A 25,349-nucleotide genomic window follows, 5' to 3' on the forward strand; every position below is an offset into this window, starting at 1 on the left:
AGAAACTAAGGAACTAGCCTTACAAGCTGCAAAAGAGAACTATGGTAAAGATGTAGAATTAAGCCGCGATCCTGACGTGTTGGATACATGGTTTTCTTCTGGGCTGTGGCCATTTTCAACTCTTGGCTGGCCTGAGAAAACTGCAGAGCTAGAAAAACACTATCCAACATCCGTATTAGTTACAGGTTTTGACATCATCTTCTTTTGGGTTGCCAGAATGATAATGCAGGGCCTTAATTTTATGAAAGACGTGCCGTTTAAAGATGTCTACATTCATGGTCTTATCAGGGATGAGAAAGGTCAGAAGATGAGTAAAACAAGGGGTAACGTGATTGACCCTCTAGAAGTTATCGACACTTATGGAGCAGACGCAATGAGGTTTAGCCTTACAGCGTTAGCAACTCAGGGACGAGATATTAAACTTTCAATGCCTGTCATTGAGGGTTATAGAAACTTCATAAATAAAATTTGGAACGCTTCTAGGTTCCTCGTTATGAATCTAGAAGGCTACAATCCAGATATCGCTCCATCTGAAACTCAGCTTTCTACATATGATAAATGGATACTCACCAAGCTTAACAATACGATCAAAGAAGTAGAAGATTCTATCGAGGCTTACGAATTTGATAAAGCTGCAAGCTCAATATATCAATTCTTCTGGGCAGAATACTGCGATTGGTATCTGGAGTTAGTTAAGCCTGTTCTTTACGGCGATAATGCCGATGATAAAAAAAGGACTCAGAGCGTACTGGTAAAAGTATTATCGACCGCGCTTGGGCTCTTACACCCTATGGCTCCTTTTGTTACTGAGGAGCTTTATCAAAGGTTAAGAGAATTTGGGGTTGAAATCAAAGATGTCGACGGCTCTAGTGCTCAAAGCATTGTTGTCTCTTGTTTCCCAGAGTTTAATGAAGCCGAAATTTTTCAAAAGCAAGCGGACGAAGTAGAGTTTATTAAAAGCATTGTTGGAGCTGTGAGAGGTCTAAGAGCAATAGTAGGTCTCCATCCTTCAGAGAGGGTGAATATTCAGCTTCTACCTCAGAGTGATGATGCGAAAGTAGCTATTGAATCAAACAAAAACTCTATACTTGCTCTAGCATCGCTATCCGGACTTGAGATAATCCAAGGAGAAAAGCCTGAAAAGTCAGTAGCGCAGGTAATCGCCGGAGTTGAGGTATTTTTGCCTGTTGAGGGATTAATAGATATTGATAAAGAAACCCAAAGAGTTAAAAAGGATATTGCTAAAGTCTCTAAGGATTTAGATCAGACTGAGAAAAAACTCAATAATTCGAATTTCTTAGACCGTGCTCCTGAAGATGTCATAAATAAAGAAAAAGAAAAATTGCAGGAGTTTTCCACCCAAAAAGAAAAACTTGAAGAAGTGCTCAGTAAGCTTAAAGAAGCAGGCTAATTATCTAGACACCAAAAAGACCAAGCTGTTTTGTTTTAGATTTCTGATCAGTTAGCTCCACGGGGTACTTGCCGGTAAAACAAGCATTACAGAAGTGCTCCTTCCCGTTTACTTTCTTTGCAGCCTGAACAGCACTCATCACACCTTGCATGCTTAGGTATCCTAGAGAGTCAGAGGTTATGTATTTTCTAATTTCGTCTATTGTAAGCGAGTTTGCAATAAGCTCTTCCTTAAGAGGAGTATCGATACCGTAATAGCAGGAAAATTTTGTGGGCGGCGAGCTTATTCTCATATGCACCTCTTTAGCTCCGGCGGCTTTTATCATCTTTACAATTTTTCTGCTAGTTGTTCCCCTTACAATAGAGTCGTCTATTATGACGACCTTTTTATCTCTTAAAACTTCTCCTATTGCGTTTAACTTAAGCTTTACACCAAAGTTTCTAATTGACTGCTGAGGTTCAATAAAGGTTCTTCCCATGTAATGACTTCTTAATAGCCCTAGCTCCAAAGGAAGCCCTGCCTCCTCAGCAAATCCCATTGCCGATGGAACTCCTGAATCCGGCACCGCGACAACAATATCAGCATCGGCAGGGTGTTCACGGGCCAACTGTTTTCCAAGCTCCTTTCTTACTTGGTATACATTTCTTCCTGTAAGAAAACTATCAGGACGTGCAAAATATATATATTCAAATACGCAGTATGCGTGTTTTACTTCTCCAAAGGGTTTAAATGATTCTACTCCTTCTGAGTTAATAACTACAATTTCCCCAGGCTCAACTTCTCTCTCAAAGTCTGCTTCAATAAGATCAAAAGCGCAGCTCTCTGAAGCAAATACAGGTGAATCACCAATTTTACCCATCACGAGAGGTCTGAATCCATATGGGTCTCTTGCAGCGATTATATATTCAGGTGTCATGAATAACAGTGAGTATGCTCCCTTACACCTCATAAGCGCTTCAATGATTCTTTTTACAAGTTTTTCTTCTTTTGATTTTGCGATTAGATGAACAATAACTTCTGTATCAGTGGTTGATTGAAAGATTGCTCCTTCTGACTCAAGCTCGTCTCTTAGGCTCTTAGCGTTGGTAAGATTTCCGTTGTGCGCAATTGCTAGCGATCCTCTATGATAGTTGATCACTATCGGCTGCATATTTTTTATCTGACTTGAACCTGTTGTTGAATAGCGCACATGTCCGATTGCGTTTTTCCCAGGAAGTTCAGCTAGAACCTCTTCTGAAAAAATATCTGACACAAGACCCATAGCTCGGTGATTATGTAGGTTTACGCCGTCTGATGTGACTATTCCAGCGCTTTCTTGTCCTCTGTGTTGTAGGGCGTGCAGGCCCAGATAGGTTAGGTTAGAGGCTTCTAGGTTGTTAAATATGCCAAAAACACCGCATTCTTCTTTGAGCTTAGGCATAGCTTTTTAATATATTCTCAAACCCCTGTGCCCATGCACTATAGGCAGTGGATATGGGAATATCTATTAAATCCCCTATTAATAGTCTTGTCCCACTAACTTTACCGATTATTTCCATAGGCAAGTCTAAATCGTCTGCTAATTCCTTTAATTTATCTAGATTCTCATCGCTTAAAGACACTACTGCTCTACCCTGGGATTCAGAAAACAAAATAGCATCTTTTCTTATCAAGTAAGGCGGCACTTCTATTTCAACTCCGATTGGTCCCTTAGCGGTAAAACAGCACTCTGAAATAGCAACAGCCAGGCCACCCTCAGAAATATCGTGTGCCGAGTTTATTATACCTCTCTTAGATGCATTTAGTAAGACCTTAATTAATTTTAACTCTCGATCTAAATCTAATGAAGGAGGGGAGCCCTGTACTCTTCCGTGAATTTGATTTAAATACTCACTTCCCCCAAATTCCTCTTTGGTTTCTCCGAGCAGTACAATTATATCACCTTCATTTTTAAACCACTGGGTTACATGATGGTCTGTGTCCTCAATAAGCCCTACCATCCCTACGCCGGGGGTTGGGTAGATTGCTGTACCCTCGGTCTCGTTGTAAAAACTTACATTTCCGCTTACAACAGGGGTGTTTAATTTTAGACACGCCTCACTCATTCCATGTATTGCCTGTTCAAACTGCCACATAACCCCAGGGTTTTCTGGGCTTCCAAAGTTAAGACAGTCGGTAATAGCAAGAGGCTTAGCGCCCGAGCAAGCAAGGTTTCTGGCACTCTCTGCTACTGCTATTGCTGCCCCAACATAAGGGTCTAGATAACAGTATTTAGAATTACAGTTAACTGTCATTGCCACAGCTTTGTCCGTATCTTTAATCCTTACGACAGCGGCATCCGAGCCTGGCATTACAATAGTGTTAGTTCTGACCATGTAGTCGTATTGTTCATAAATCCATTTTTTGCTTGCAAGAGTAGGGCAGGATAACAGAGTAAGCAGAGCTTGATTAAAATCGCCGGGAACTTGTAGCGAGGAAATATCAAGCTCGTTAAGATCATCCATATAATCAGCTCTTTCTATAGGTCTGTTGTATAGTGGTGCTTCTTCTGATATTAGGTTTATAGGAATTTCTGCAGATAACTCACCCTTATCAGTAATAACTAATTTCCCGCTGTCTGTGACTTGGCCAATAACGCTAAAATCAAGATCCCACTTTTTGAAAATATCCTCTGCAATGTTCTCTTTGCCCTTTTCTACGACCATAAGCATACGCTCTTGAGATTCTGATAGCATTACTTCATATGGAGTCATGCCTTCTTCTCTTCTTGGTACCTTGTCAATTTCGATGAGGAGTCCTGTTCCAGCTCGCTCAGCCATTTCTGTAGATGAAGATGTAAGCCCGGCGGCTCCCATGTCTTGAATGCCAACTACTATTCCAGTTTTGAAAAGTTCAAGGCAAGCTTCAAGTAAGAGTTTCTCAGTAAATGGATCGCCGACTTGAACGGCGGGCCTTTTTTCCTCTGCCTCTTTGGTAAATGTTTCTGAAGCCATTACTGCGCCATGAATTCCATCTCTTCCTGTTTTCGAGCCCACATAAATAACTGGGTTCCCGACCCCAGTTGCGTAGCCTCTGAATATCTCGTCTGTTTTTGTAATACCAAGAGCAAAAGCGTTAACAAGCGGGTTTCCGTTGTAGCAGTCATCAAAGTATACTTCGCCGCCTACAGTGGGGATTCCAATGCAGTTTCCGTATCCAGCGATGCCGTCAACTATACCGTCGACCAAGAATTTAGTTTTGGGTAGCTCAGGGTTTCCGAATCTAAGAGAATCTAATAGGGCTATGGGTCTTGCGCCCATTGTGAATATGTCTCTAAGTATACCTCCTACACCGGTGGCAGCGCCCTGGTAAGGTTCAATAAAAGATGGGTGGTTATGACTCTCCATCTTAAATACAGCGCATTGGCCGTCTCCAATATCAACAATCCCGGCGTTTTCGCCCGGGCCCTGTATAACTGCTTCACCACTAGTTGGAAGCTTCTTGAGATGGACTCTCGAGCTCTTATATGAGCAGTGCTCAGACCACATTGCAGCAAGGATTCCAAGCTCAGTAATATTGGGCTCTCTGCCTAAAGCGTCTACAATTTTATTGTATTCCTGTTCGGTTAATCCGTGATCTAAAGCAGTTTGTAAGTTGGGCATGGTGGAATTATCTCTTGCCATTAATATACCTGTAAAATTAGTGAGATTACATGGGCGGCCAGAGCTATTGTATAATACTCTTGTGCCTTGTATCATTAGTTGGATTAAATTAGCCGAAAAAAGCGTATGTTGGATAAAGAAACAAGGAATATAAAGGACTTAAGCCCAATAGAAATTGAAAAATTTGTCTTAGAGAACGACCTCAAGCCATTTAGGGCAAGACAGATCAGTAAATGGGTATATCAAAAAGGTGCATTAAGTTTTGAAGAGATGTCTGATCTTTCAAAAGATTTCAGAGATCTTTTACAGTTCTATTTCTCTATAGATCCATCGATCGAACTTGATCAGGAGCAGGTATCTAAAGACGGCACAAAAAAATATCTATTCAAGCTCTCAGACGGCAATCAAATCGAAACAGTTCTTATTCCCGATAAAGGAAGAAATACATTATGCGTATCCTCTCAGGTAGGGTGTGCTTTAGGCTGCACTTTTTGCATGACGGGAACCGTTGGGAAAATAAGGAATCTAAAGCCGTCTGAAATACTTGATCAATATATGTTAGTAAACGAGTTCAATGACGGCAGTGTAACAAATATTGTTTTTATGGGCATGGGCGAGCCGTTGGATAACATTGATAATCTAGTTAGGGTGATAAATATTCTCACAGACTCAAACTATATTGGACTGTCTCCAAAGCGCATAACAGTATCAACATCAGGGCTGGTGCCGAAAATAAAAGAGCTGGGAGAGAAAGTTTCCGTAAATCTCGCTGTTTCTTTAAATGCTCCAAGGGATGAGCTCAGAGATGAGATTATGCCTATAAACAAGCGATATCCGATAAAAGAGCTTATTGACGCCAGTGTTAAATTTCCAGTTCCAAACAGGAAATACTTGATGTTTGAATATGTAGTTCTTAAAGATGTAAACGATTCGGTCAGCGATGCGCATACTCTTGGCCGTTTGTTAGAAGGCATAAAGTGTAAGATTAATCTGATACCATTTAATGAAGCGTATCCACTTCCTTACAAGTCTCCAACTTGGGAGGAGGTACTCAGATTTCAAGAAATTCTTATATCATATAAAATAAATGTGCGAATCAGAAAGAGTAGGGGCAGTGATATTTTAGGCGCATGCGGACAACTTGCAGCAAAATATCCTTCGGTAAAAGTATCCGAGGCAAAAGTTTAGTTATAACAATTGGGAGTGTCTTATAGAATATGACAGGATCTGAGATAAGAGAGTTATTTCTTAAGTTTTTTGAAGAAAATAACCATACAATTGTGCAGAGCTCATCACTGATACCAAAAAATGACCCGACTCTGCTTTTTACAAATGCGGGGATGGTTCAGTTTAAGGATGTCTTTCTTGGTCTTGATAAACGTGCTTATAAAAGAGCAACTTCATCTCAAAAATGTGTAAGAGCTGGTGGTAAGCACAATGACTTGGAAAATGTCGGACACACTGCGAGGCATCACACTTTTTTTGAGATGCTCGGCAATTTTTCCTTTGGCAACTACTTCAAGAAAGAAGCTATAGAGTTTGGATGGAAGCTAATGACAGAGGTCTACAAGTTACCTGTCGAGAAGCTTTGGGTAACAGTTTTTGAAGATGATGATGAAGCATCAGAGCTGTGGCAAACAGTAATAGGGCTACCACAAGACAGAGTTCTTCGCATGGGGGAGAAGGACAACTTTTGGTCAATGGGTGACACGGGGCCCTGTGGCCCATGCTCTGAGATCTTGATTGATCAGGGGGAGGAGTTTACCTGCGATAAACCCACTTGTGCCCCTGGTTGTGAGTGTGACCGCTATCTTGAGCTCTGGAACCTTGTTTTTATGCAGTTTGACCGTGATTCAAGCGGCAACATGACTCAGCTTCCGAATCCAAGCATTGATACTGGAATGGGGCTTGAGAGAATTACTGCAGTCCTTCAGGGTGTTAAGAGCAATTATGAAACAGACCTTCTAAGAGGGATAATTTCAAATGTTGAAGAGATTAGCAGCAAAACTTATGGAAAGGATGGGGCTGATGATATTTCTATGCGTGTAATAGCTGATCATGCAAGGGCTGTTACTTTCTTAATCTCTGACGGCGTTTTTCCTTCGAACGAGGGAAGGGGGTATGTACTTAGAAGAATACTAAGACGGGCCGTTCGTCATGCTAAAATGCTTGGAATTGAAGAGCCTTGCCTCTATAAAATTACACACAGAGTAAAAGAAATAATGAAAGACGCTTATCCTGAGCTAAAAGAAAATATAGATTTTATCTCTGATGTAGTGAAGAATGAGGAAGAGAGATTTTTTGAAACAATTGAAAGGGGTTTGGAACTGTTACAAATTGAAATAGAAAAACATAAAGATGATAAAGTTCTTCCAGGTGATGTTGTTTTTAAACTTTATGACACCTTTGGGTTTCCTGTAGATCTTACCCAGGATATAGCATCTGAGAATGGACTTACGCTCGATCACGAGGGTTTTGAGAAAGAGATGGATCAGCAGAGAACTCAGTCCAGACAAGCCTGGAAGGGAGATGAAGATGGTGATTTAGAACCAATATATAAAGAGTTTGTCTCGGGTGGTTTGAATGTTAATTTTACAGGCTACAATAAAACTCAAGACCAGGGACAAATCACTGCAATAATTAAAGAAAACAGCCTTGTAGATAGTGCCCAAGAGGGAGAAGAGGTCGATATTATCACCGACCAAACTCCGTTTTACGGTGAATCAGGAGGTCAGATTGGTGACAGGGGTGTCATTGATACTAATAACGCTAAAGCGCAAGTCCTGGATACTAAAAAACCTCTTCCTAATATTATTGTCCACCATAGCAAGATAAGTAAAGGCACTCTTAGTGTCGGTGATAAAGCTGAACTTACAGTAGATAAGAAATTCAGATACGGAGTTGAAACCCATCACTCATCAACTCATATACTCCACGCAGTTCTAAGAGAGGTTCTGGGAACTCATGTAGGTCAAGCCGGATCATTGGTTGCACCAGGAAGACTGAGGTTTGATTTTACTCACCACTCGCCGATTGATGCGGGCGATATTAGAAAGATGGAAGATGTTATAAATGAGAGAATAAGATGGGATGATAATGTGATGATCGAGGCGGATGTTAATTATGACGATGCCATCAAAAAAGGAGCTATGGCATTTTTTGAAGAGAAGTACGGAGATAAGGTCAGGGTAGTGAGTATTGGTGATTACAGCACAGAGCTTTGCGGAGGAACCCATCTTGGTAGTTCAGGTGAAGCTGGGCTTTTAAAAATAGTATCAGAGGGCGCATCATCTGCTGGAGTTAGAAGAATAGAAGCATTAGCAGGTGAGTCAGCTTGGGATTATATGAGGGGCAAAGAAGATACTCTCACCGAGGCTACAAATATACTCAGAGTCTCTGAGTCAGATTTAATATCCAGGTTAAAAAAATTAGTAGAAGAAAATGAGTCAGTTAAGTCTGAGCTTGATACATATAAGAACCAAGCGCTTAGCGAGAAAGCCGGCGATTTAATGGATAATATAAAAGATGTAAACGGCACTAAAGTTCTTAGTGCTGAAGTGTCCGGCGCTGACGCAGGTCAGCTCAGAAAAGTCTGGGATGATCTTAAGAGCAAACTTGGTTCTGGTATTGCAGTGTTGGGAAGTAAGGATAACGGCAAAGCATATATTTTAATTGGAGTAACGAAAGATTTAACTAAAAAGTACCACTCTGGAAATATGGTTAAGGAACTTGCTCCTATTATTGGCGGCAGGGGAGGCGGAAAGCCCGATTTAGCTCAAGCTGGGGGAGATAATCCGGACATGCTTAGTGAAGCACTCAATAAAGCTTACGATTTAATAAGCGCAAACTAATTCTTCATAATTTTTCAACTATGAATTTTGATTTATACCTTTTTCTTTTAAAACAGTTTTCATTTTTTTAAGCGCTGCATTTTCAATCTGCCTAACTCTTTCTCTAGAAATATTATATTTTTCTCCTAGTTCTTCGAGTGTGAGGGGCTTATCAGCTAAAATTCTGTTCTCAATTATAAAGCGCTCTCTATCTTTCAAAGTATCAAGAGCATCCAACATACCGCTCTTGATTATCTCATCTTGTTCAACTTTTGTAACTAGATCTTCTTGGTTTGCCTCATCGCCTGCCAAAAAATCTAAATGCGACATATCATTGTCATCTTTTATCTCGGCATCAAGGGATAGATCTTTACTACCCATTCTCTTATCCATTTCTATGACAGCCTCATCGGACACATTTAGTTTATCTGCAAGCTCTTTATAGTCTTCAGGGCTTAGGTTTCCATCACCAAGCTCAAGTTGGTTTTTGGTAGAGCGAAGTTTGTAAAACAGTTTTCGCTGCGCTTGTGTAGTGCCTACCTTAACTAAGCTCCAGCTTCTAAGTATATAGTTTTGTATATACGCCCTGATCCACCAGACGGCATAAGATATAAGGCGATATCCTTTTGTCGGGTCAAAGCCTTTTACAGCGTGCATGAGTCCGACATTTCCTTCTTGGATTATGTCCATAGTGTTAAACCCGTAGTTTTTGTATTCATTGGCTACTTTTACTACAAATTTTAGATTAGAGGATACGAGTTTTCTTGCTGCGTCCAAGTCCCCATCTTCCTTGTATTTCATGGCCAACTTATACTCTTCCTCACGGCTTAAAACGGGGTAGTTGCTAAGCTCGGCCATATATCTTTGGAGTGAAGTTGTATGCGCAGGAAGTAAGTTTCCTTGAGGACGCTTCTCTTTGTCATCTTTGGGTTTTTTCGCCATTTTACACTTACCCTTTTGCTTAGAGTAGTTAGTATACTTTTTCAGCGGAATCTAAGCAACCGGCTAATTTTAGAACTCTATAACAACCTATAATCATTAAAAAAAATATAACTATCAACAAAGCGTCTTGACTGATAAACTTCTTCTGTTAGAATGTTGTGCTTAAGTTCTGAGCTTATAATTCGGTTCCGGAGTAGCTCAGCTGGCAGAGCGGGTGACTGTTAATCACTAGGTCGGGGGTTCGAATCCCTCCTCCGGAGCCAATCTTATTGATATTTATTCATCTAAGTAATCTCTTGGAAATCATAATATAAAAAAACCGCTCAGCTAACTTTCTAAGTTAACCGAACGGTTTCATATAACTTTTTTCTTATAACTTACACTAGAGTTAAGTTATATAATCTGAAATAACACTTATTTAGCTTCGGTCTGTTCACGCTCTTTAGCCATTTCTGCTTCTCTGCTATTTTCACCTGCTTCAGCGCCTTCTTCTGTTTTTTCTTCTGCACCTTCCGTGGCCTCAGAAGTTGCTTCATCTGCTGCAGCAACTAACTGTTTTACATCGCCGTCAATTGCTGATCCAACAAAAGAAAAACCGAATACACCTAATGTTATAACTAAAAACAATACAAGTTTTGTGTACTTCATAAATACCCTCCTGTAAATGATATAATTTAGCTACCGATACCAATCTAACATAGTTGATAATGAATATCAATAAGATATTTAGTTTATTGCTAACATTACCTTTTTTTCGCTTAGTTATTGTTTTCCAACGACTATTGCATAGGATGCTGAGCTATAATATATTTAAATCTATCAAAGAATATTAATATGATCTGAATATTGTTCATATAAAAAAAGTTTGTTATCTAAGAGCATTTCAAATATGCCAAAACAAAATCTGCAAATATATATATTAAAGTACATCACTCCTGTGCTCCTGATCGCTGTTGCATTGACTCACATATACTATGCTAAATCTGCAGATCTTACTCCCTGGAAAGGCGGCGGTTTTGGTATGTTTTGTACCGTTGACTCTAAGCAGGCAAGGTACTTCCGTTTGTATTTAATAGATGAAAAGGGGGATAAGATACCTGTCCAAATACCATCTAAATTCAAAAATGAAGTATCCAAATTAAAAGCTATACCAACTCAAAGTGGTCTTGAAAAACTGACCAATCAGATCTCGGAGCTTACATGGATAGATACTAGTTATAAAGAAGACAAACTCTATGATATTGCCGGTATTGAGCCTAATGCTAAAAACTCAATCAAAAATAACGATGAGGATATTACTGTAAGATCCCTTAGTAAATTTGATCCACCACCTTTGCCACAAGAAATAGTTGCTGTTAAGGGTATAGAGATTGAGTTTTGGCGCTACAAATTTGATAAAGAAAACAATACTATCTCCGCTAGAAAAGAATATAGCCTAAACAAGGCAAGAACTAATTGAACTAATCTGCAATTATAATCATGATTAAACAAAAATTTTATGGATTACTTGATGCGATAAATAGTATAGACAGACTCGAGCTAGTTACGGTCTTAACTTTATTTCTAATACTGCTTCACTCACACAGCAAGTGGTACATAGAATCTCCAATCATAGTTCTAAGCATATTAGGTCTAATCTTTTCCCGTATAAGAAAAAATGATATCTATTGGTTTTTGATGGCTGCTCTTTTAGTGTCGGTAAACTACTTCCACTGGTATGAAATGGATAATCACAAGTACCTTTTGAGTTATTGGTCTATTGTAATGTTTTGTATATACCTTGCTCCTGCAGAGTATAGAAATTCAATTTTAAATTTTAATGCTAGAGCTTTGATAGCATTGGTTTTCATATTTGCTACAGTTTGGAAGATTCTCTCTCTGGACTATCTCGATAATACTTTTTTTGAATTCACATTGCTTACAGACCACAGATTCGAATATTTCACAACATGGCTCTCTGATATTGGCATACACACACTAGAGATGAATAGAGATCTGGAAAATCTTCTGGTGCGTGGCTATTTAGACAACATTGTAATTAACGATGTAGAGCTTCTTAGCACCGAAGGTGTTGTAAAACTAGCTTGGTTCATAACACTCTGGACAGTGATATATGAAGCGATGCTGGCCTTGGTTTTTCTTCTCCCCAACTACCGAATAATAGAAATATTGAGGAACGTAATGCTATTAATTTTCGGAGCGTCAACCTATTTGATAGCGCCAGTTATTGGATTTGGATGGTTGCTTATGATTATGGGATTAGCACAGGCACCTGCCAAATCGAGATATTTCCCATTTTTATATTTGATAGTTTTTATACTCATTGAATTTTTTACTATGCCTTATGGCGAAATCATTAATGTCATTTTTGGTCGTTAAGTTTAGTCTATCGTAACAATTTCTGAATATCCTTAGCCATTTCCTGGGAGTTCTGTATATGGTGAGGGTAGGTGATGTATAGCCTTCCACTTTGATCTATAAGATGAATAGTATTTGTGTGTGTCATGAGATAGCGGTCCCACGGGTCATCTCTACCAAGTCCATAAACCTCTGGATGTTTTACAATCGTTACAGAATAATCATCAGCAACATCACTAATTTCTTCTGGGCTGCCGGTAAGCCCAATAAAATCTTTGTGAAAATATGGCACATAGCTACTTAGCTTCTCAGGTGTATCTCTTGTTGGATCAACACTTATATACAGAACCTGAACTTGCTTTGAATCCTCACCAATTAAATCCATAACTTCTTTTAGGTTTGCTAGTGTAATCGGACATATATCAGGACAATTTGTATAACCCCAGGCAATTAGTACAATTTTATCTTGGAATTGATCGAGTCTTACTTTTTGTCCAGAGTGTCCCGTAAGAGTAAAGCGGGGAGCTTGATGATTATAGAGCTTTCCATGGAAAGAATTTCTATTTTTAAAATCAATATAAAGAAATAGAACGATCCCCCATGATAAAAACAACAATATTAATATTGCCACGATGATTCTTCTATTGCTCATATAGACCCGCCGATTTATGTAAAATTATAATAAAAAACTTTAAGCAGGGAAGACGTAGCAATTAAATTGCGGGGATTAGTCCAGAAAATTCTGCACTGTTATTAAATAATCTGAACAGATGTGAGTTGTTATCTTCGAGTAGCGTTCGCAATTTCCTCAAAATCAACGTCTTTATACTCAAATACCGCACTTTTCATCAGAGCATTCCCATAACTATCTACCCAATCCTTATGCAAAGCTAGATCAGTGTCTGACGGTGGGGTAACAGTAAATACTACAGTGTATAAATCATCAACCGGTCCTGGTAGCGAAATATTTCTCGCATAGTGAAAATTATCTACCAGATTTATATGAGGAGTTAAATCAACAAACGTGCTAAGGCTTGTTTTTTGATTTGTTACCTTGGCAGTTATATATAGATATGGAACAAACCCTCCTTGTGGTGTCCCCTTGGGAATATCCTTTGTATCCCAATTCACACGAGCCTCAATATGCACATGTGTTTCTTTTTCCGGTAGGTGTAGTGTTGCCGGTTTAACTTGGTCTTTAACAGCGCCTTCAAATATAAAGACAATACCGGGCTTTACACGCTCTTCCCCTATAATCAATTCAGCTGCATAAGCTTGGATATTAAACGAAGTTACTAAAAGAAAAATGAAAAATATTTTCTTCAACATTATATGCTCCCTATTTATTGTGCTCAAAATATATTTATTAGCTTACAATTATTATATCTATTGAATAATGAGTTTCCCTTTCATTCCAGCTGCAAAGTGACCTGGGAAAGTGCAAATGTAGATATACTCACCAGGTGCGCTTGGAGTCTTAAAGGTCACGGATTTATTATCCCCGCCTCCAACTTGTCCTGTGTTAGCTATGAGCTGATCATTCATATCTTCAGGGACGACTCCTTGAGGAGAAGCTGCTAGAACGGCATCGTTGAAAGTTTTTGGATCTGTGCTTTGTTTCAAAAGAACAAAGTTGTGGGACATAACCTGTGCGGGAAGTTTAGAGTCATTAACAAGTTTTACAGTAATCTCTTCACCGGGTTTTGCTGTGATTTCAGTTACGGAAAACTGAAAATTATCCAGACCTTTTACCTCAACTACTTTTGGCTCTGCTTTAGTCTCATATATACCTATTGTCTGTGATAAGATAAGAGACCCTGTGGCCAATATAGAAATTACTAACAGTAGTTTAATCTCTCTAAATGCTCTGTAATCCAACATGTTACTACCTCCAGTGATTTTATTTATAGACAAAGCGTATCCAGAATATCTATAATAGACATTTTGTCAAGAATTCAGAATGGTTAAATAAATAATTTAGAATTAGTCTTAAGGATAAAACCAGATCTTCTACGCTAAATAAAGTTGGCATTTGAGGTTATTTATAGTAATATTGATAATGATTATCAATTAAAGGGGGGGGAGATCTAGAGCGATGGCTAGATACAAGATAGTACTGTTTCCAATAATGGTATTTCTGCTAATAATGCCTATAGAATCTTTGAGTCAGGAAATTCAGGCTGACAATTACAATATAGAAAGAAAGAGATATAATCAGGATTTGTATCCTGATGAGAAATATGAAAAAGAAAACTATCTAACAGGAGACTGGGGAGGGTTTAGAGCGCAGCTTGTAGAGCTGGGTATTACACCTACAGCCAATTATTATATGACAGTACTTGGTAATCCAATTGGCGGTGAAAGAAAGAGTGTACAGTATGCCGGACTGCTTAATGCATATTTACAGTTTGATCTAGAAAAACTTCTTAACATACCCAGAACAACCTTTATTGCTTCAGGGTCTTGGGCATCGGGCCGTAGTCTAAGTAACAAGGATATCGGTAACGTCTTTACTGTGTCAGAGGTGTTTAATGGAAGAACTGTAAGATTATATCAATTGATACTAGATATTGAATTTGTTGAAAATATTTTTGAGGTGGCATTTGGAAGAATGGGAATAGGCGATGAATTCGCAGCAGAGGATATTTTTGGTAACTATGTAAGTGGAGCTTTTAATGGAAACCCGATAACTATCACTATTAACGAACCTGCATTTTTCTCAGATCCAGTCGCGCAGTGGGGCTCTCGTATTATCTTAACTCCTGTTGAGCCCATTCAGATTAAAGCGGGTGTATATAACTCAAACCCTAGAGTCGGTAATGACAACAATAACGGTTTTAACTTCACATTCAAAGAAGGAGCGCTCTTAATTTCAGAAGCCGCTTATCTTCTGAATCAGCAACAAAACTCTAAAGGACTTCCTGGAAAATATACATTTGGAGCTTATTATGATACTGCATCATTTGATCAACTTGCTGATGCTACTAGAAGTGAAGATGGAAACTATGGTTTTTACTGGACTCTTCAGCAGATGGTTTACAGTGAGGATTCCAAGGATGGCCAGGGTCTTACGCCTTGGATTAATTTTGTTGTTTCTCCAGATGAATCAATTAACACCTTTCCGTTTTTTATGATGGGCGGCCTAGTATATCAGGGACCATTTAAAAGTAGAAACGATGATGTAGCTGCGTTTGGATTTGCTTATGGAACCTTTAGTGATGATTTGCCGGGTCAGGACTATGAGGCGATGCTTGAGCTTACCTACATGATACAAGCTACGCCTTGGCTGCAAATTCAGCCAGATGCGCAGTGGATATTCAATCCCTCTGGAACTGATGATATAGACGATGCTTTAGTTTTAGGTTTCCAAATGCTCTTAACTCTCTAAATGTTGAAAATTTAAAATTAATATAAGGAGACAACTAAATGTATACAATTTCCAAATCCAAATTGTTCATATCTTTTTTTCTAGCATCATTAGTTTTTATTATATCGACCTCTACAGCAAAGACTGAAGTATTTGAAGTTTCTAATGCTGGCAAATTAAGAAAGGCTCTTGAAGTATCGCAGTCAAACGGTGAAATAGACAATATAATACTCGCCGCTGGTAATTATAATACTGGCGGAAATCCTTTTACATATAGTGCTGTACCTTCCGAGAACTTTGGTCTTAACATGAGCGGTGCGGGCATCGATTCTACTAAATTAAGTGGATCTGATAAATCTGCAGTTTTAGTTATTGATACAACAGCTGTTGTTAATGATTCTGGTGTTTATGTCAGTATCGACGATCTAAGCATCAAAGAAGGAAGCTCTGCTAAAAACTCTGATCTAGCAGGCGGGCTTACACTTCTAAGCAACAATGGAAACATAGGTATTGATGACTGCTCATTTGATAGTAATACTGGCGATAGTGGAGGAGCATATGTTGAAACGAAGGGACAGATCTCATTAACCAAAAGCCAATTTACTAATAACAAATCGTTAACCAAAGACGGTGGCGGAGCATCTTTAACTGGTAAATTTGTATTAATTACAGATTGCGAGTTTGACTCAAATTCAACAGTATCTAGTAACTCAAGAGGTGGAGGTCTGAGCGCAAATGCTGTTGAAACAACCCTAGGTGAAAGTCCCGCATATGGAACCATAATCTTAAATGGCAATAGCTTCCAGAATAATAAGAGCGAGGGACATGCAGGTGCAAGTCTAAGCGCCAAATTTGGAGTTGAGCTTCAGGGTAACAGTTTTATTAATAATACAGCAGGTAAAAGCGGGGCGGCTGGAGTTTATGTTGAGACAAAGAATACTGACCCTGGTGAAGCTCCTGATTATCCAAACAAAATTTTAACTAGGTTCTACAGTAATCTATTCAATGGCAATATGAGCGAGGGAGGACCTTCAGGCGGTGCTCAAATAGTCTCTGGTCAGGATGTTATTGGGGTTAATAACATCTTTGTCGGCAACAAAGCCTCATCTTCTGCAGGAGCTTATCTGCGATCACAAGGAGTAACATTTAGTAATAATACGATTACTCTTAACTCCGCATCAGGGTCAGAAGACTCTAATGGAGGGGGTATTTCATTTATCATTGCAAAAGAATCTACTGCCGATATATATAACAATATAGTTTTCAATAATTCTGCATCTGGTAACGGAGGGGATATTTATATTAATGATGACCTGGAATCAAATAATAAAGGCGCAGTTGTTAACTTAGTTGCGAATGATTTCAAGAATATTTACAGCATCTGCAAACAAACCCCTTCATGTGTCTCAAATATTAAAGAAAAAGATAATATTGATAAAGATCCACTTTTCGTAAATGCAAATTCCCGGAACCTGAATTTGAGTAAAGGTTCACCTGCTATACAAACTGGAAGCCCAGATGCTCCAGAGCTGCCCAGCTCGGATTTTGCTGGAAACCCAGTGGATGATGATAAACCCGACATGGGAGCACTTCAATTTGTAAATGGAAATAGTGAAAATTAGGCAAGATGTAGTTGATTCGGCCCTAATATAATTTTAGGGCCGAATCTTATAGCTATAAATAGATTTTATTCTGGTTGGACAACTTCAAACACTGCCATCATACCGTTATCTTCATGTTCGCCAATGTGGCAATGATAGACAGCTTTGCCGACTATTTGAGGCTCTCTGAAATCAATAACCACTTTGACCTCACCTGGGCCCTTAACATCTGGGTCTTGACCCATGTATGGCACATTTACGGTATCCTGCCTGCCATTGAATGGTTGTTTTTTCCCATTTATCTCACAAACTTGAAAATCAGTTAAGTGAATATGAAATACGTGAAGTTCCTCAGAGATATTTTGAATCCTCCACTCTTCCACAGTGCCTACGTTTACTGTTGTATCAATTCTTGCAGGATCAAATTCTCTGTTATTAATAAAAAATGTATTGCCGTCTGATGTTTCTGAGAAAACTATTGTCCTCTTATTATCTACGGGTATATCACACAAATTTTCAACCTTAGGAAACTCCTGCTCAGGTATCGGAAGTGCAATTGGTACCTCCACAGGATCACCTTCTACTTTTAGAGTTAGTAGAGTTGCGCCCCCATAGTTATCTCCCGCAGGGCCAGTGTTGAATTTCTTAGCTCTTAGCTGATACGTGCCTTTTTCCTTTGGTTGAACCAGCACCCCCATTCGAGCACTTGTTGGAATTAACAACTCATTTTTCTCAAGCGTCCTTGTCTGACGATAACCGTCTCTTTCGATTTGATAAAAAGTAATTCCATCCATTTCTAAATCGTAGTAAACATCAGCTCCTATGTTAAACAGTTTCCAGAACTGCGTCTCACCTGGACGCATGTTGATTACAGGATTGGTCTGTCCATTGACGGTGAAATTTGTAGGAGCGCTAGGATCTATATCCGCCTCAGGCGGTATTGCTCCATCATGAATCTGGAAATCTTTTAGATACATAATTTGTTCCTTGACCCCATTTAGCTGAGGAAAAGGATTTGTCACACCCTCGACTATCAATCCGCCCGAGAGGCCGCTCATAATTTGAAACTGAGTTATACCAGCAAGATGGGCATGATAGTAATACATCCCCTCAGGGTGATCTTGTGGAATTTTCACCGTATAATCGAATGAGCTGTTAGGAGATATCATGATAAAGATATCGTCAGAGGGAGACTTCGGACTTACCTGCATGCCATGGTAGTGGACATTTGTCATAGCCTCAAGTTTGTTGTTTACAGTAAGCTTGATAGTATCTCCCGGCTTAACTCTAAGAGTCGGAGGTGCTACTGATCCATTATACTGTGCACTAATAAATGGTTTTCCATTTACTTCGGCTGGAGACATCGAGGTATCAAAAGTTACCTCAAGAACACCATTTTCACTTGAAAGTTGCAAAGGGTTTTTAAAAGCTGAACCAAAACTTTCTTGCTTGCTAAGTCCAGTTAATAGGCTTGCGGATATTACAAGTATGGCTATTAGGAAAGCTACACGGGCATATAACAATTTAATTCCCTCCTTCCCTGATAACCTCTTTCTAATATATATGAAATTCAATTTCCTGCAACCATGTTGCACAAGGAATAAACATAGGACTAATAACTATTTATAGAGTGATTTTAAGTTTTAATATTGTAAACAACGAAACACATCACAAGTTCTAAGTGTATCAACTAACCCGAGCCAAAACTTTTAAAGAAAGTTCTATATATGGTTTCTAATGAATTTCCCCCAATTTATTACGTTTTGTTTTCCGTTAATTTTTGTAAAATGTCAGGTGTCAGATATTAAGACACTTTTTTATGCTTCAGTCACTTCAAATAGGCTTATAATATTATCAAAAACAATGTTGGTACAAATATTGCAATGTTCTAGCCTAGATGATAAATGTGCCTGAATAAATAAAATATTGTAGACTTCTCTGTAGTTCTCGTATCAAATTATTTCTTATATTTGGCATAGGTGTCATCTAAAATGACGGATAAAAAGAAAAAGGAAAGAGAAATTCCGGATGAAACTTTTAGGTTAATTGTAGAATCTGTTCCAAATGGAATAGTCATGACTGACAATAAAGGAGAAATTATTTTTCTAAATCCTCAAGCACAAGAGATGTTTGGATACAAAAGTGGTGAATTGATAGGTAATAATGTTGAAGATTTAATGCCGGAGGGGTTTAGGCACAACCATGTAAAATATAGATCTGATTATTTAGAAGAGCCTAGTAAAAGACCAATGGGAATAGGTAGGAACCTCTATGGCTTACGCGCGGACGGCAGTAAATTCCCAGTAGAAATTGGATTGAATTTTGTAGAGTCAGACAAGGGTTTAGTTGTTATTAGCACTATCATAGATATAACTGAGCGAAGAGCTGCAGAGAATCTTCTTAATGAGAGAGAGCAAAGACTCAGAGAAATTATGGATAACACGTCAGACGCCATAATTGTTTTTGACGATGAAGGAGTTGTTGAAACCTTGAACCAAGAAGCAGAAAAACTCTTTTGTGGAGACGGTAAAAGTCATATAAATGAAATCTGGGAAATTATTACACCTGAAAATAGAGAAAACTTTTCTCAAAAACTAAATAGTATTCGTGAAGGAAAAAGAGTAACGGACTATGAAACTCAGAGGCTGACAAAAGATGGTAAGAGAATCCCTGTAAGTATCAGTCTAGTATATATGAGACAAGGAGATGGGAGATTTATTGAGACAATTAGAGACATTAGTGAAAGAATAGTAATTAGAAACAAGATTTTAGAGCTAGAAAAAGCCCAGATAATAGGCAAAATGGCAGAGGGTTTTGCACATCACATGGGAACCCCACTAGCCTCTATGTTGCTTAGAGTTCAAATGCTTAAAGACGATGTGCCGAATGTTCCTGAGTGTGAGGGTGTTGAAGAGAAATTAGATTCAATAGAGAGACAGATTTTATACGGGCAGAAAGTAATACAGAGACTGCTTAAATTCGTAGGCCGACCTGGTAATGAAAAGAGCCAAGAGAGAATATCAACCCTTCTCGGTGAATCAATTGAGATGATGAAGCCCATACTTAAGAAAAAAGGGATCGTGCTTGAGACTGATATAGATCATGAGTTAGAAATCTTTGCTGATACAAACCTTATTAATCTCGTGTTTTCTGATACTATGATGAATGCTGTTGATGCTATGCCAGACGGCGGATCTCTTTCAATAACTACTAAAATAGACAATCAGGCACAAAGTGTTGAAGTTCAAATAGAGGATAATGGGGTTGGCATTTCAGAAACAATAATTCCCTTTGTTTTTGAGCCCTTTTTTACTACCAAGCCTGGAGGCAAAGGCACTGGTTTAGGGCTTTCTGTCGCAAAACGCATCGTTGATGACCATGGTGGGAATATCGATATACTTAGCCAAGAAGGGAATGGAACTACCATTTTAATTAGCCTACCAATTTTTAATGAGGAGAGTAACGTTGAGTAAAAATGGTTTTCGGGTTTTAGTAGTTGATGATGATGAGGAATTTGTTTCTGCTGTTAAAGAACTACTCGAAAGAAGTAATTATGATGTAATTACTGCGTTCTCAGGTCGTGAGGCTCTTCAAAAGGTCTCCGATGATCCTAATATTAATATTGCTTTACTAGACCTAGTGATGCCAATGATGAACGGCTTCACATTACTTGAGAAACTAAAGGACATTATTCCACAATTAACTGTTATGATCGTTACAGGTCAGGGAACAGTCCAAACTGCTGTGGATGCCATTAAGCACGGAGCATCTGATTTTATTACTAAGCCTTTTGATAAAGATGTACTTCTAAACAAGCTTGAGGTAATCAGAAAGTCATACGAACTGGAGAATAAGCTTGGAGAACTAGAGCAGATTATTTCTCAAAAATACGGATTTGAAAATATCATAAGTGGCTCAAGAATTATGAAGGGTGTTTTTGAGAAAGCTTCAGCTGCAGCTAGAAGTAATGCGCCCGTATTCATCGTAGGAGAGACTGGGACAGGTAAAGAACTTCTTGCCAAAGCTATACACTTGGCTGGTGATCGAGCAAATAAACCTTTTATTGCGGTTAACTGCGGCGCTATCCCAAAAGAACTCTTAGAGTCGGAACTATTTGGTTATAAAAAGGGAGCATTCACTGGAGCAGTTAGAGACCATGAGGGTCTTTTTATTGCTGCCAATGGCGGCACGATACTATTAGATGAAATAGGGGAAATGCCCAAGGATCTTCAAGTCAGGCTCTTAAGGGTACTGGAAGAATATAAAGTTAGGCCAATTGGACATACAAAAGAGATAGCTCTTGATGTTAGAGTAATTGCTGCAAGCAATCATACTCTAGAGGAATTAAAAAATGAGTTTCTAAGAGAAGACTTGTTTTTTAGATTAGCTGTAATTGTGGTTGAGCTACCTCCACTTAGGGATAGAAAATCGGATATACCGCTTCTGATAGATAGTTTTATAAATACATTTAACCTAAAGTATTGTAAAGATATTGAAAGCTTTTCTGAAGAAGCATTTAATCATTTATATAACTATGAGTTTCCCGGGAATATTAGAGAATTGGAAAATTTAATTGAAGGAATTATTGCGGTAAGTTCAAACCAAAAGAAGACAATTACTGACAAGGATTTAAAAGATCACCTAGTCTGGCAACAGCCTAAAACTTCAGAGCATCAAATTCTTGCACTAGACAAACTGGAGAAATTCGCCCTTGAAGAGGCTCTGCGTGAATCTAAAGGTAATAAGTCTCGAGCTGCAGAAATGCTTGGTATCTCAAGAGATACACTGTATAGAAAACTTAAGTTCTATGAAATAAATTAATAGCACTTTCTTTATTGGATATATATAAAATAGTAATTATTGATTTACAGAATGTGAATGATGACTATGATGACTCTTACTTGGTACCAGGTGAAGCGTAATATTTGCAAGACCTACCACAATTAGCAATATCCCGGCTGCAATAGCTAACCTTCTTGGAGCCCTGCTTAATGACTTTTTGTATATATAAGGGAATGTGGATAGGGCAGGCAATGTTCCAAGCCAAAATATAAAAAGTACAACAGCGCTATAAAACGGATTTTTAGTCGCTACTGCTCCAATTACAAATATGTAAACCCAACCACAGGGTAGAAAACCATTAACTATCCCTATTGTCAGGGATTTGACTGCCTTACTTTGCGACAAGGACCATTTAGCGGGTTTTGTAACTAGATATGAGATTGTTTTCACAGGTAGAAACTCTAGAGGTTTCTTCATTATCAGCTTATATCCGGTGTATATGAAGAAAACAGAAATTAAAATTATAGATATAGTTGAGACAATAGGAAAATTATTCGATAAAAATGTTTCCCCGAGAAACCCTGCAAGTATTCCCAGAGTTAAATAGCTTATAAGCCTCCCCATATGGTAAAGAGTCATATACCCACTTGAGTTATTAACTGTTATAGCAATCGGCCCGCACATTGTGATGCAGTGCGTGCTGCCCAATATGCTCGCAACAAAAACAGCTATTGGTATAGAAAGGAACGACCAATGTCTTATAAGTTCCTCAAATTGACTTAGGTCCGACAAGTTTCACGTTCTCCTTTAATATTAGTTCATTGTTATTAATATCGATGAATTCAAGCTCTATATTCCTTGAGCCTTTATCTTCCATAGTGGATCTTGGGAATTTGATAAAAATATGCATTGTAGAGTCCATACCTCCTTCCAGGTTTACCATGTCTGTTTGTGAGACTAGTTGGACATTTTGTTCTTTCCATAGTTTAGGGAGTTGCATTTTAAGGTTTAACACATCAAAAGTTTGGTTTTTTAAATGTACTTTGAAATGATTAATTATTTCCTCTCCATTATCCTTAGTCTGGACAACTTGGAATGGACTATCTTTTCCTCTAAGTACAGTAACAAGTATGTCTTCTCTATTTGAGATAGAAAAAATTAGAGCTGAGATTACTAAAACTATTAATACAGAATAAATAGCAACCCTTGGCTTAAGAAATTTCGATTTTATCCCCTTAATACTATTCCCAGTTGCATACCTTATCAGTCCCTTGGGCTTATCAATCTTTTCCATGACTTCATCGCAAGCATCAATACAAGCTGTACAGCCTATGCATTCGAGCTGAAGACCTTCTCGTATATCAATTCCCGTTGGACAAACATCCACGCATTTATAGCAATTTATACAGTCGCCTTCTTTATCTTTTTCCACAGTCCCTCGCCTGGGCTCTCCCCTAACAGGATCATAAGAAACGGTAAGAGAATCATCATCCATCAGTACCGACTGGAATCTTCCATAGGGGCACATGATTATGCAGAATTGCTCTCTAAACCAACCGAAATCAAATATTATTAGTGCAGTGAAGAACCCCATAACCAGAAATATCGTCCAGTTTTCTCTGGGATAGTGCTGAGTCATCTCAACAAGCCTGTCGGCACCGACAAAATAGGCCAGAAAGCTATGTGCAATAATAAGACTGACAATCAAAAATAACGACCAAAGAAGGCTTAACTTAAAGAATTTCTTAATATCCCAAGGTGCTTTAGCCAAATTTCTCTGATGTATATGGCTTCCTATAATCCAATATTCTAGTCGTCTAAACACTCCGTCAATAAACACGGTCTGAGGACACCCCCACCCGCACCATATCCTTCCCCATACTGTAGTGATAAATGCAAGTCCTATTGTGAGAAATGCAAGTATAAAGAAGATAAGGGGCGCATCATGTGCCCAAAACGTGAGGCCAAAAATTGAAAACTGTCTATCACCTATATTTAATAAGATGGCTTGATGGCCGCCAATTTTTATCCAGGGCAATACGAGAAAGAAAATGATAAGGAGGATTTGAACTATAGTTCTGATTCGTCGCCAAAACCCGCTTACCGAAGCCGGGAATATAAAGACTCTCCTGCCGGATTCATCCATTGATGCCGGTCTATCATCCGGTAAGTTTCTCCGATCTAAAACTCTCACTTACGCTCTACCTTTTCTCCTTGGGGTTCCTTTGCACCCGGCGGATTGGTGCCGTGCAGTGTGTATATGTATGCTGACACAGCCTCAAGTGTCTCTTCCGGAACTACGCCTCTCCACGGGACCATTCCCTTCTCAGGAACCCCATCATTTGCGACCTTGAGTATTGCGGTAATACTGCCATCACCATGTATCCAGTAATCATCTGTGAAATTAGGCCCTATTAGTCCCTGACCTAGATTTCCATGGCAAGGCATACATTTGAGCATATATTCATTTTTACCTTGATCTAGAACTTCGGGCTTATCGAGCAATGCAAGATAATATTCTTCAGATTTACCGCTCGTAGTTTCTTGGGCCGTTTCCTGCTCTGACATGATGACGTTCATTTTTTGAGCAAGTTCCTCGTCTGAAGTAGGGCCTCCAAAAAAGGTATAATAAGAATAATAAACCACCGAGAACACTATGGTTATGTAAAACGTCATGAGCCACCATGCAGGAAGTGGATTGTTTAGTTCCTGTATACCATCGTAGTCGTGCCCTTTTATTAGAAGATCTTTGTCTTCATTACTCATTTATCGTCCTCCTTTGTCTCATGCTCATCCTCTTGGAGAGGAAGCTGCTCCATTTCCTTATAGATACTCTTATTCCTTTTGCTAAAGACTGTTATTACCACAATTGCAAAAGCTAATAGAAAAAGAATGAGAGCCAGATTTGTAAGTTCTATATTTTCAAAATATGAGAGAGCTATTTGTTTGATTTTGACACCTCCTCATTTGGACTCTTTTTACCAAGGCTTTGCAGATAAGCGATCAATGCTATAAGCTCGGTGTCTTTGAGTGATTCAAGTGATGCATCCTGGCTGACAAGTTCCTCATATATAACCTTGGCTTCTTTCTCTGCCTTTATATCTGCATTTGCTACCTGATCCTGATCATAAGGCACTCCAAGCATTTTCATTACGCTAAGTTTCTTTCTCAAAATGTGATAGTCGGTTTTTTTAGCCGCAAGCCATGGATATGAAGGCATAATAGATTTAGGTACTATCTCCCTTGGATTTATCATATGCCTTACATGCCACATATCAGGATACTTGCCTCCGACCCTCGCTAGATCAGGACCGGTCCGCTTTGATCCCCACTGAAATGGCCTATCGTACATAGACTCACCTATAGTTGATGCATCTCCATAGCGGAGCACATCAAAAGGAAGTTTTCTTATCATCTGTGAGTGACAGACATAGCAGC

General features: G+C 38.8%; 21 protein-coding genes and 1 tRNA gene. 10 read left to right on the top strand and 12 right to left on the bottom strand.

All coding sequences use genetic code 11. The features are described 5' to 3' along the window. On the top strand, positions 1-1,411 hold a 1,411-nt coding region (locus tag AAF462_00650; GenBank protein MEM7007625.1), incomplete at its 5' end, for a class I tRNA ligase family protein. Between the two features lie 4 nt (positions 1,412-1,415). Here the strand turns inward: AAF462_00650 and purF are convergent. Both purF and purL read right to left on the bottom strand, forming a co-directional pair. Then, complete coding sequence (gene purF / locus AAF462_00655) at positions 1,416-2,831, bottom strand: amidophosphoribosyltransferase (GenBank protein MEM7007626.1); 1,416 nt, start codon at positions 2,829-2,831, stop codon at positions 1,416-1,418. Continuing rightward, positions 2,824-5,052, bottom strand: coding sequence for a phosphoribosylformylglycinamidine synthase subunit PurL (gene purL, locus AAF462_00660; protein ID MEM7007627.1), 2,229 nt, complete (start codon positions 5,050-5,052; stop codon positions 2,824-2,826). Before purL ends, purF begins: the two co-directional genes overlap by 8 nt. Before the next feature lie 105 nt (positions 5,053-5,157). Here purL and rlmN point away from each other — a divergent pair, with 105 nt between their 5' ends. Further along, entirely contained in the window at positions 5,158-6,219 is a 1,062-nt protein-coding gene (rlmN, locus tag AAF462_00665) for a 23S rRNA (adenine(2503)-C(2))-methyltransferase RlmN (GenBank protein ID MEM7007628.1), read from the top strand. 29 nt (positions 6,220-6,248) lie between these two features. Beyond that, entirely contained in the window at positions 6,249-8,882 is a 2,634-nt protein-coding gene (gene alaS, locus AAF462_00670) for an alanine--tRNA ligase (GenBank protein ID MEM7007629.1), read from the top strand. An 18-nt stretch (positions 8,883-8,900) separates the two neighbouring features. On the opposite strand, the gene rpoH is transcribed toward alaS, so the two are convergent. After that, complete coding sequence (rpoH, locus tag AAF462_00675) at positions 8,901-9,803, bottom strand: RNA polymerase sigma factor RpoH (protein MEM7007630.1); 903 nt, start codon at positions 9,801-9,803, stop codon at positions 8,901-8,903. A 187-nt stretch (positions 9,804-9,990) separates the two neighbouring features. Here rpoH and AAF462_00680 point away from each other — a divergent pair. Then, a tRNA-Asn gene (locus AAF462_00680) sits at positions 9,991-10,066 on the top strand. Between the two features lie 151 nt (positions 10,067-10,217). On the opposite strand, the gene AAF462_00685 is transcribed toward AAF462_00680, so the two are convergent. After that, a complete protein-coding gene (locus AAF462_00685) occupies positions 10,218-10,451 on the bottom strand; it encodes a hypothetical protein (GenBank protein MEM7007631.1) in 234 nt (77 codons plus the stop codon). 241 nt (positions 10,452-10,692) lie between these two features. On the opposite strand from AAF462_00685, the gene AAF462_00690 reads away from it, so the two are divergent. Together AAF462_00690 and AAF462_00695 are read left to right on the top strand one after the other, a co-directional pair. Further along, positions 10,693-11,262 (top strand): hypothetical protein, encoded by a 570-nt coding sequence (locus tag AAF462_00690; protein ID MEM7007632.1) that lies wholly within the window; start codon positions 10,693-10,695, stop codon positions 11,260-11,262. 20 nt (positions 11,263-11,282) lie between these two features. After that, the gene (locus AAF462_00695; GenBank protein MEM7007633.1) at positions 11,283-12,182 is read left to right on the top strand and encodes a hypothetical protein; all 900 of its coding nucleotides are present in this window, start codon (positions 11,283-11,285) and stop codon (positions 12,180-12,182) included. Between the two features lie 7 nt (positions 12,183-12,189). Here AAF462_00695 and AAF462_00700 read toward each other — a convergent pair whose 3' ends face one another. From AAF462_00700 to AAF462_00710, 3 genes are all read right to left on the bottom strand, one after another. After that, the gene (locus AAF462_00700; GenBank protein MEM7007634.1) at positions 12,190-12,813 is read right to left on the bottom strand and encodes an SCO family protein; all 624 of its coding nucleotides are present in this window, start codon (positions 12,811-12,813) and stop codon (positions 12,190-12,192) included. 128 nt (positions 12,814-12,941) lie between these two features. Beyond that, the gene (locus AAF462_00705; protein ID MEM7007635.1) at positions 12,942-13,490 is read right to left on the bottom strand and encodes an iron transporter; all 549 of its coding nucleotides are present in this window, start codon (positions 13,488-13,490) and stop codon (positions 12,942-12,944) included. 57 nt (positions 13,491-13,547) lie between these two features. After that, a complete protein-coding gene (locus tag AAF462_00710; GenBank protein ID MEM7007636.1) occupies positions 13,548-14,042 on the bottom strand; it encodes a plastocyanin/azurin family copper-binding protein in 495 nt (164 codons plus the stop codon). A 214-nt stretch (positions 14,043-14,256) separates the two neighbouring features. On the opposite strand from AAF462_00710, the gene AAF462_00715 reads away from it, so the two are divergent. Together AAF462_00715 and AAF462_00720 are read left to right on the top strand one after the other, a co-directional pair. Then, a complete protein-coding gene (locus tag AAF462_00715; GenBank protein ID MEM7007637.1) occupies positions 14,257-15,549 on the top strand; it encodes a carbohydrate porin in 1,293 nt (430 codons plus the stop codon). A 38-nt stretch (positions 15,550-15,587) separates the two neighbouring features. Next, complete coding sequence (locus tag AAF462_00720) at positions 15,588-17,150, top strand: hypothetical protein (GenBank protein ID MEM7007638.1); 1,563 nt, start codon at positions 15,588-15,590, stop codon at positions 17,148-17,150. A gap of 65 nt (positions 17,151-17,215) precedes the next feature. Here AAF462_00720 and AAF462_00725 read toward each other — a convergent pair whose 3' ends face one another. Beyond that, on the bottom strand, positions 17,216-18,652 hold the full coding sequence (locus AAF462_00725; protein ID MEM7007639.1) for a multicopper oxidase family protein: 1,437 nt from the start codon (positions 18,650-18,652) through the stop codon (positions 17,216-17,218). Positions 18,653-19,120: 468 nt separating this feature from the next. Here AAF462_00725 and AAF462_00730 point away from each other — a divergent pair, with 468 nt between their 5' ends. Both AAF462_00730 and AAF462_00735 read left to right on the top strand, forming a co-directional pair. Then, positions 19,121-20,602 carry a PAS domain S-box protein gene (locus AAF462_00730; protein ID MEM7007640.1) on the top strand — a complete coding sequence of 494 codons (1,482 nt, stop codon included), beginning with the start codon at positions 19,121-19,123 and terminating at the stop codon, positions 20,600-20,602. Beyond that, a complete protein-coding gene (locus AAF462_00735) occupies positions 20,595-21,950 on the top strand; it encodes a sigma-54 dependent transcriptional regulator (protein MEM7007641.1) in 1,356 nt (451 codons plus the stop codon). The genes AAF462_00730 and AAF462_00735 overlap by 8 nt, the downstream gene beginning before the upstream one ends. 36 nt (positions 21,951-21,986) lie before the next feature. On the opposite strand, the gene AAF462_00740 is transcribed toward AAF462_00735, so the two are convergent. The 4 genes from AAF462_00740 to AAF462_00755 form a co-directional block, all read right to left on the bottom strand. Beyond that, the gene (locus tag AAF462_00740; GenBank protein ID MEM7007642.1) at positions 21,987-22,703 is read right to left on the bottom strand and encodes a sulfite exporter TauE/SafE family protein; all 717 of its coding nucleotides are present in this window, start codon (positions 22,701-22,703) and stop codon (positions 21,987-21,989) included. Beyond that, complete coding sequence (ccoG, locus tag AAF462_00745) at positions 22,681-24,105, bottom strand: cytochrome c oxidase accessory protein CcoG (GenBank protein ID MEM7007643.1); 1,425 nt, start codon at positions 24,103-24,105, stop codon at positions 22,681-22,683. Before ccoG ends, AAF462_00740 begins: the two co-directional genes overlap by 23 nt. Further along, on the bottom strand, positions 24,102-24,677 hold the full coding sequence (locus AAF462_00750; protein MEM7007644.1) for a cbb3-type cytochrome c oxidase N-terminal domain-containing protein: 576 nt from the start codon (positions 24,675-24,677) through the stop codon (positions 24,102-24,104). Before AAF462_00750 ends, ccoG begins: the two co-directional genes overlap by 4 nt. A 172-nt stretch (positions 24,678-24,849) precedes the next feature. Further along, on the bottom strand, positions 24,850-25,349 hold a 500-nt coding region (locus AAF462_00755; GenBank protein ID MEM7007645.1), incomplete at its 5' end, for a cbb3-type cytochrome c oxidase subunit II.

Source organism: Thermodesulfobacteriota bacterium, assembly GCA_039028315.1.
In the GTDB taxonomy this organism is placed as follows: domain Bacteria; phylum Desulfobacterota_D; class UBA1144; order Nemesobacterales; family UBA2774; genus CR02bin9.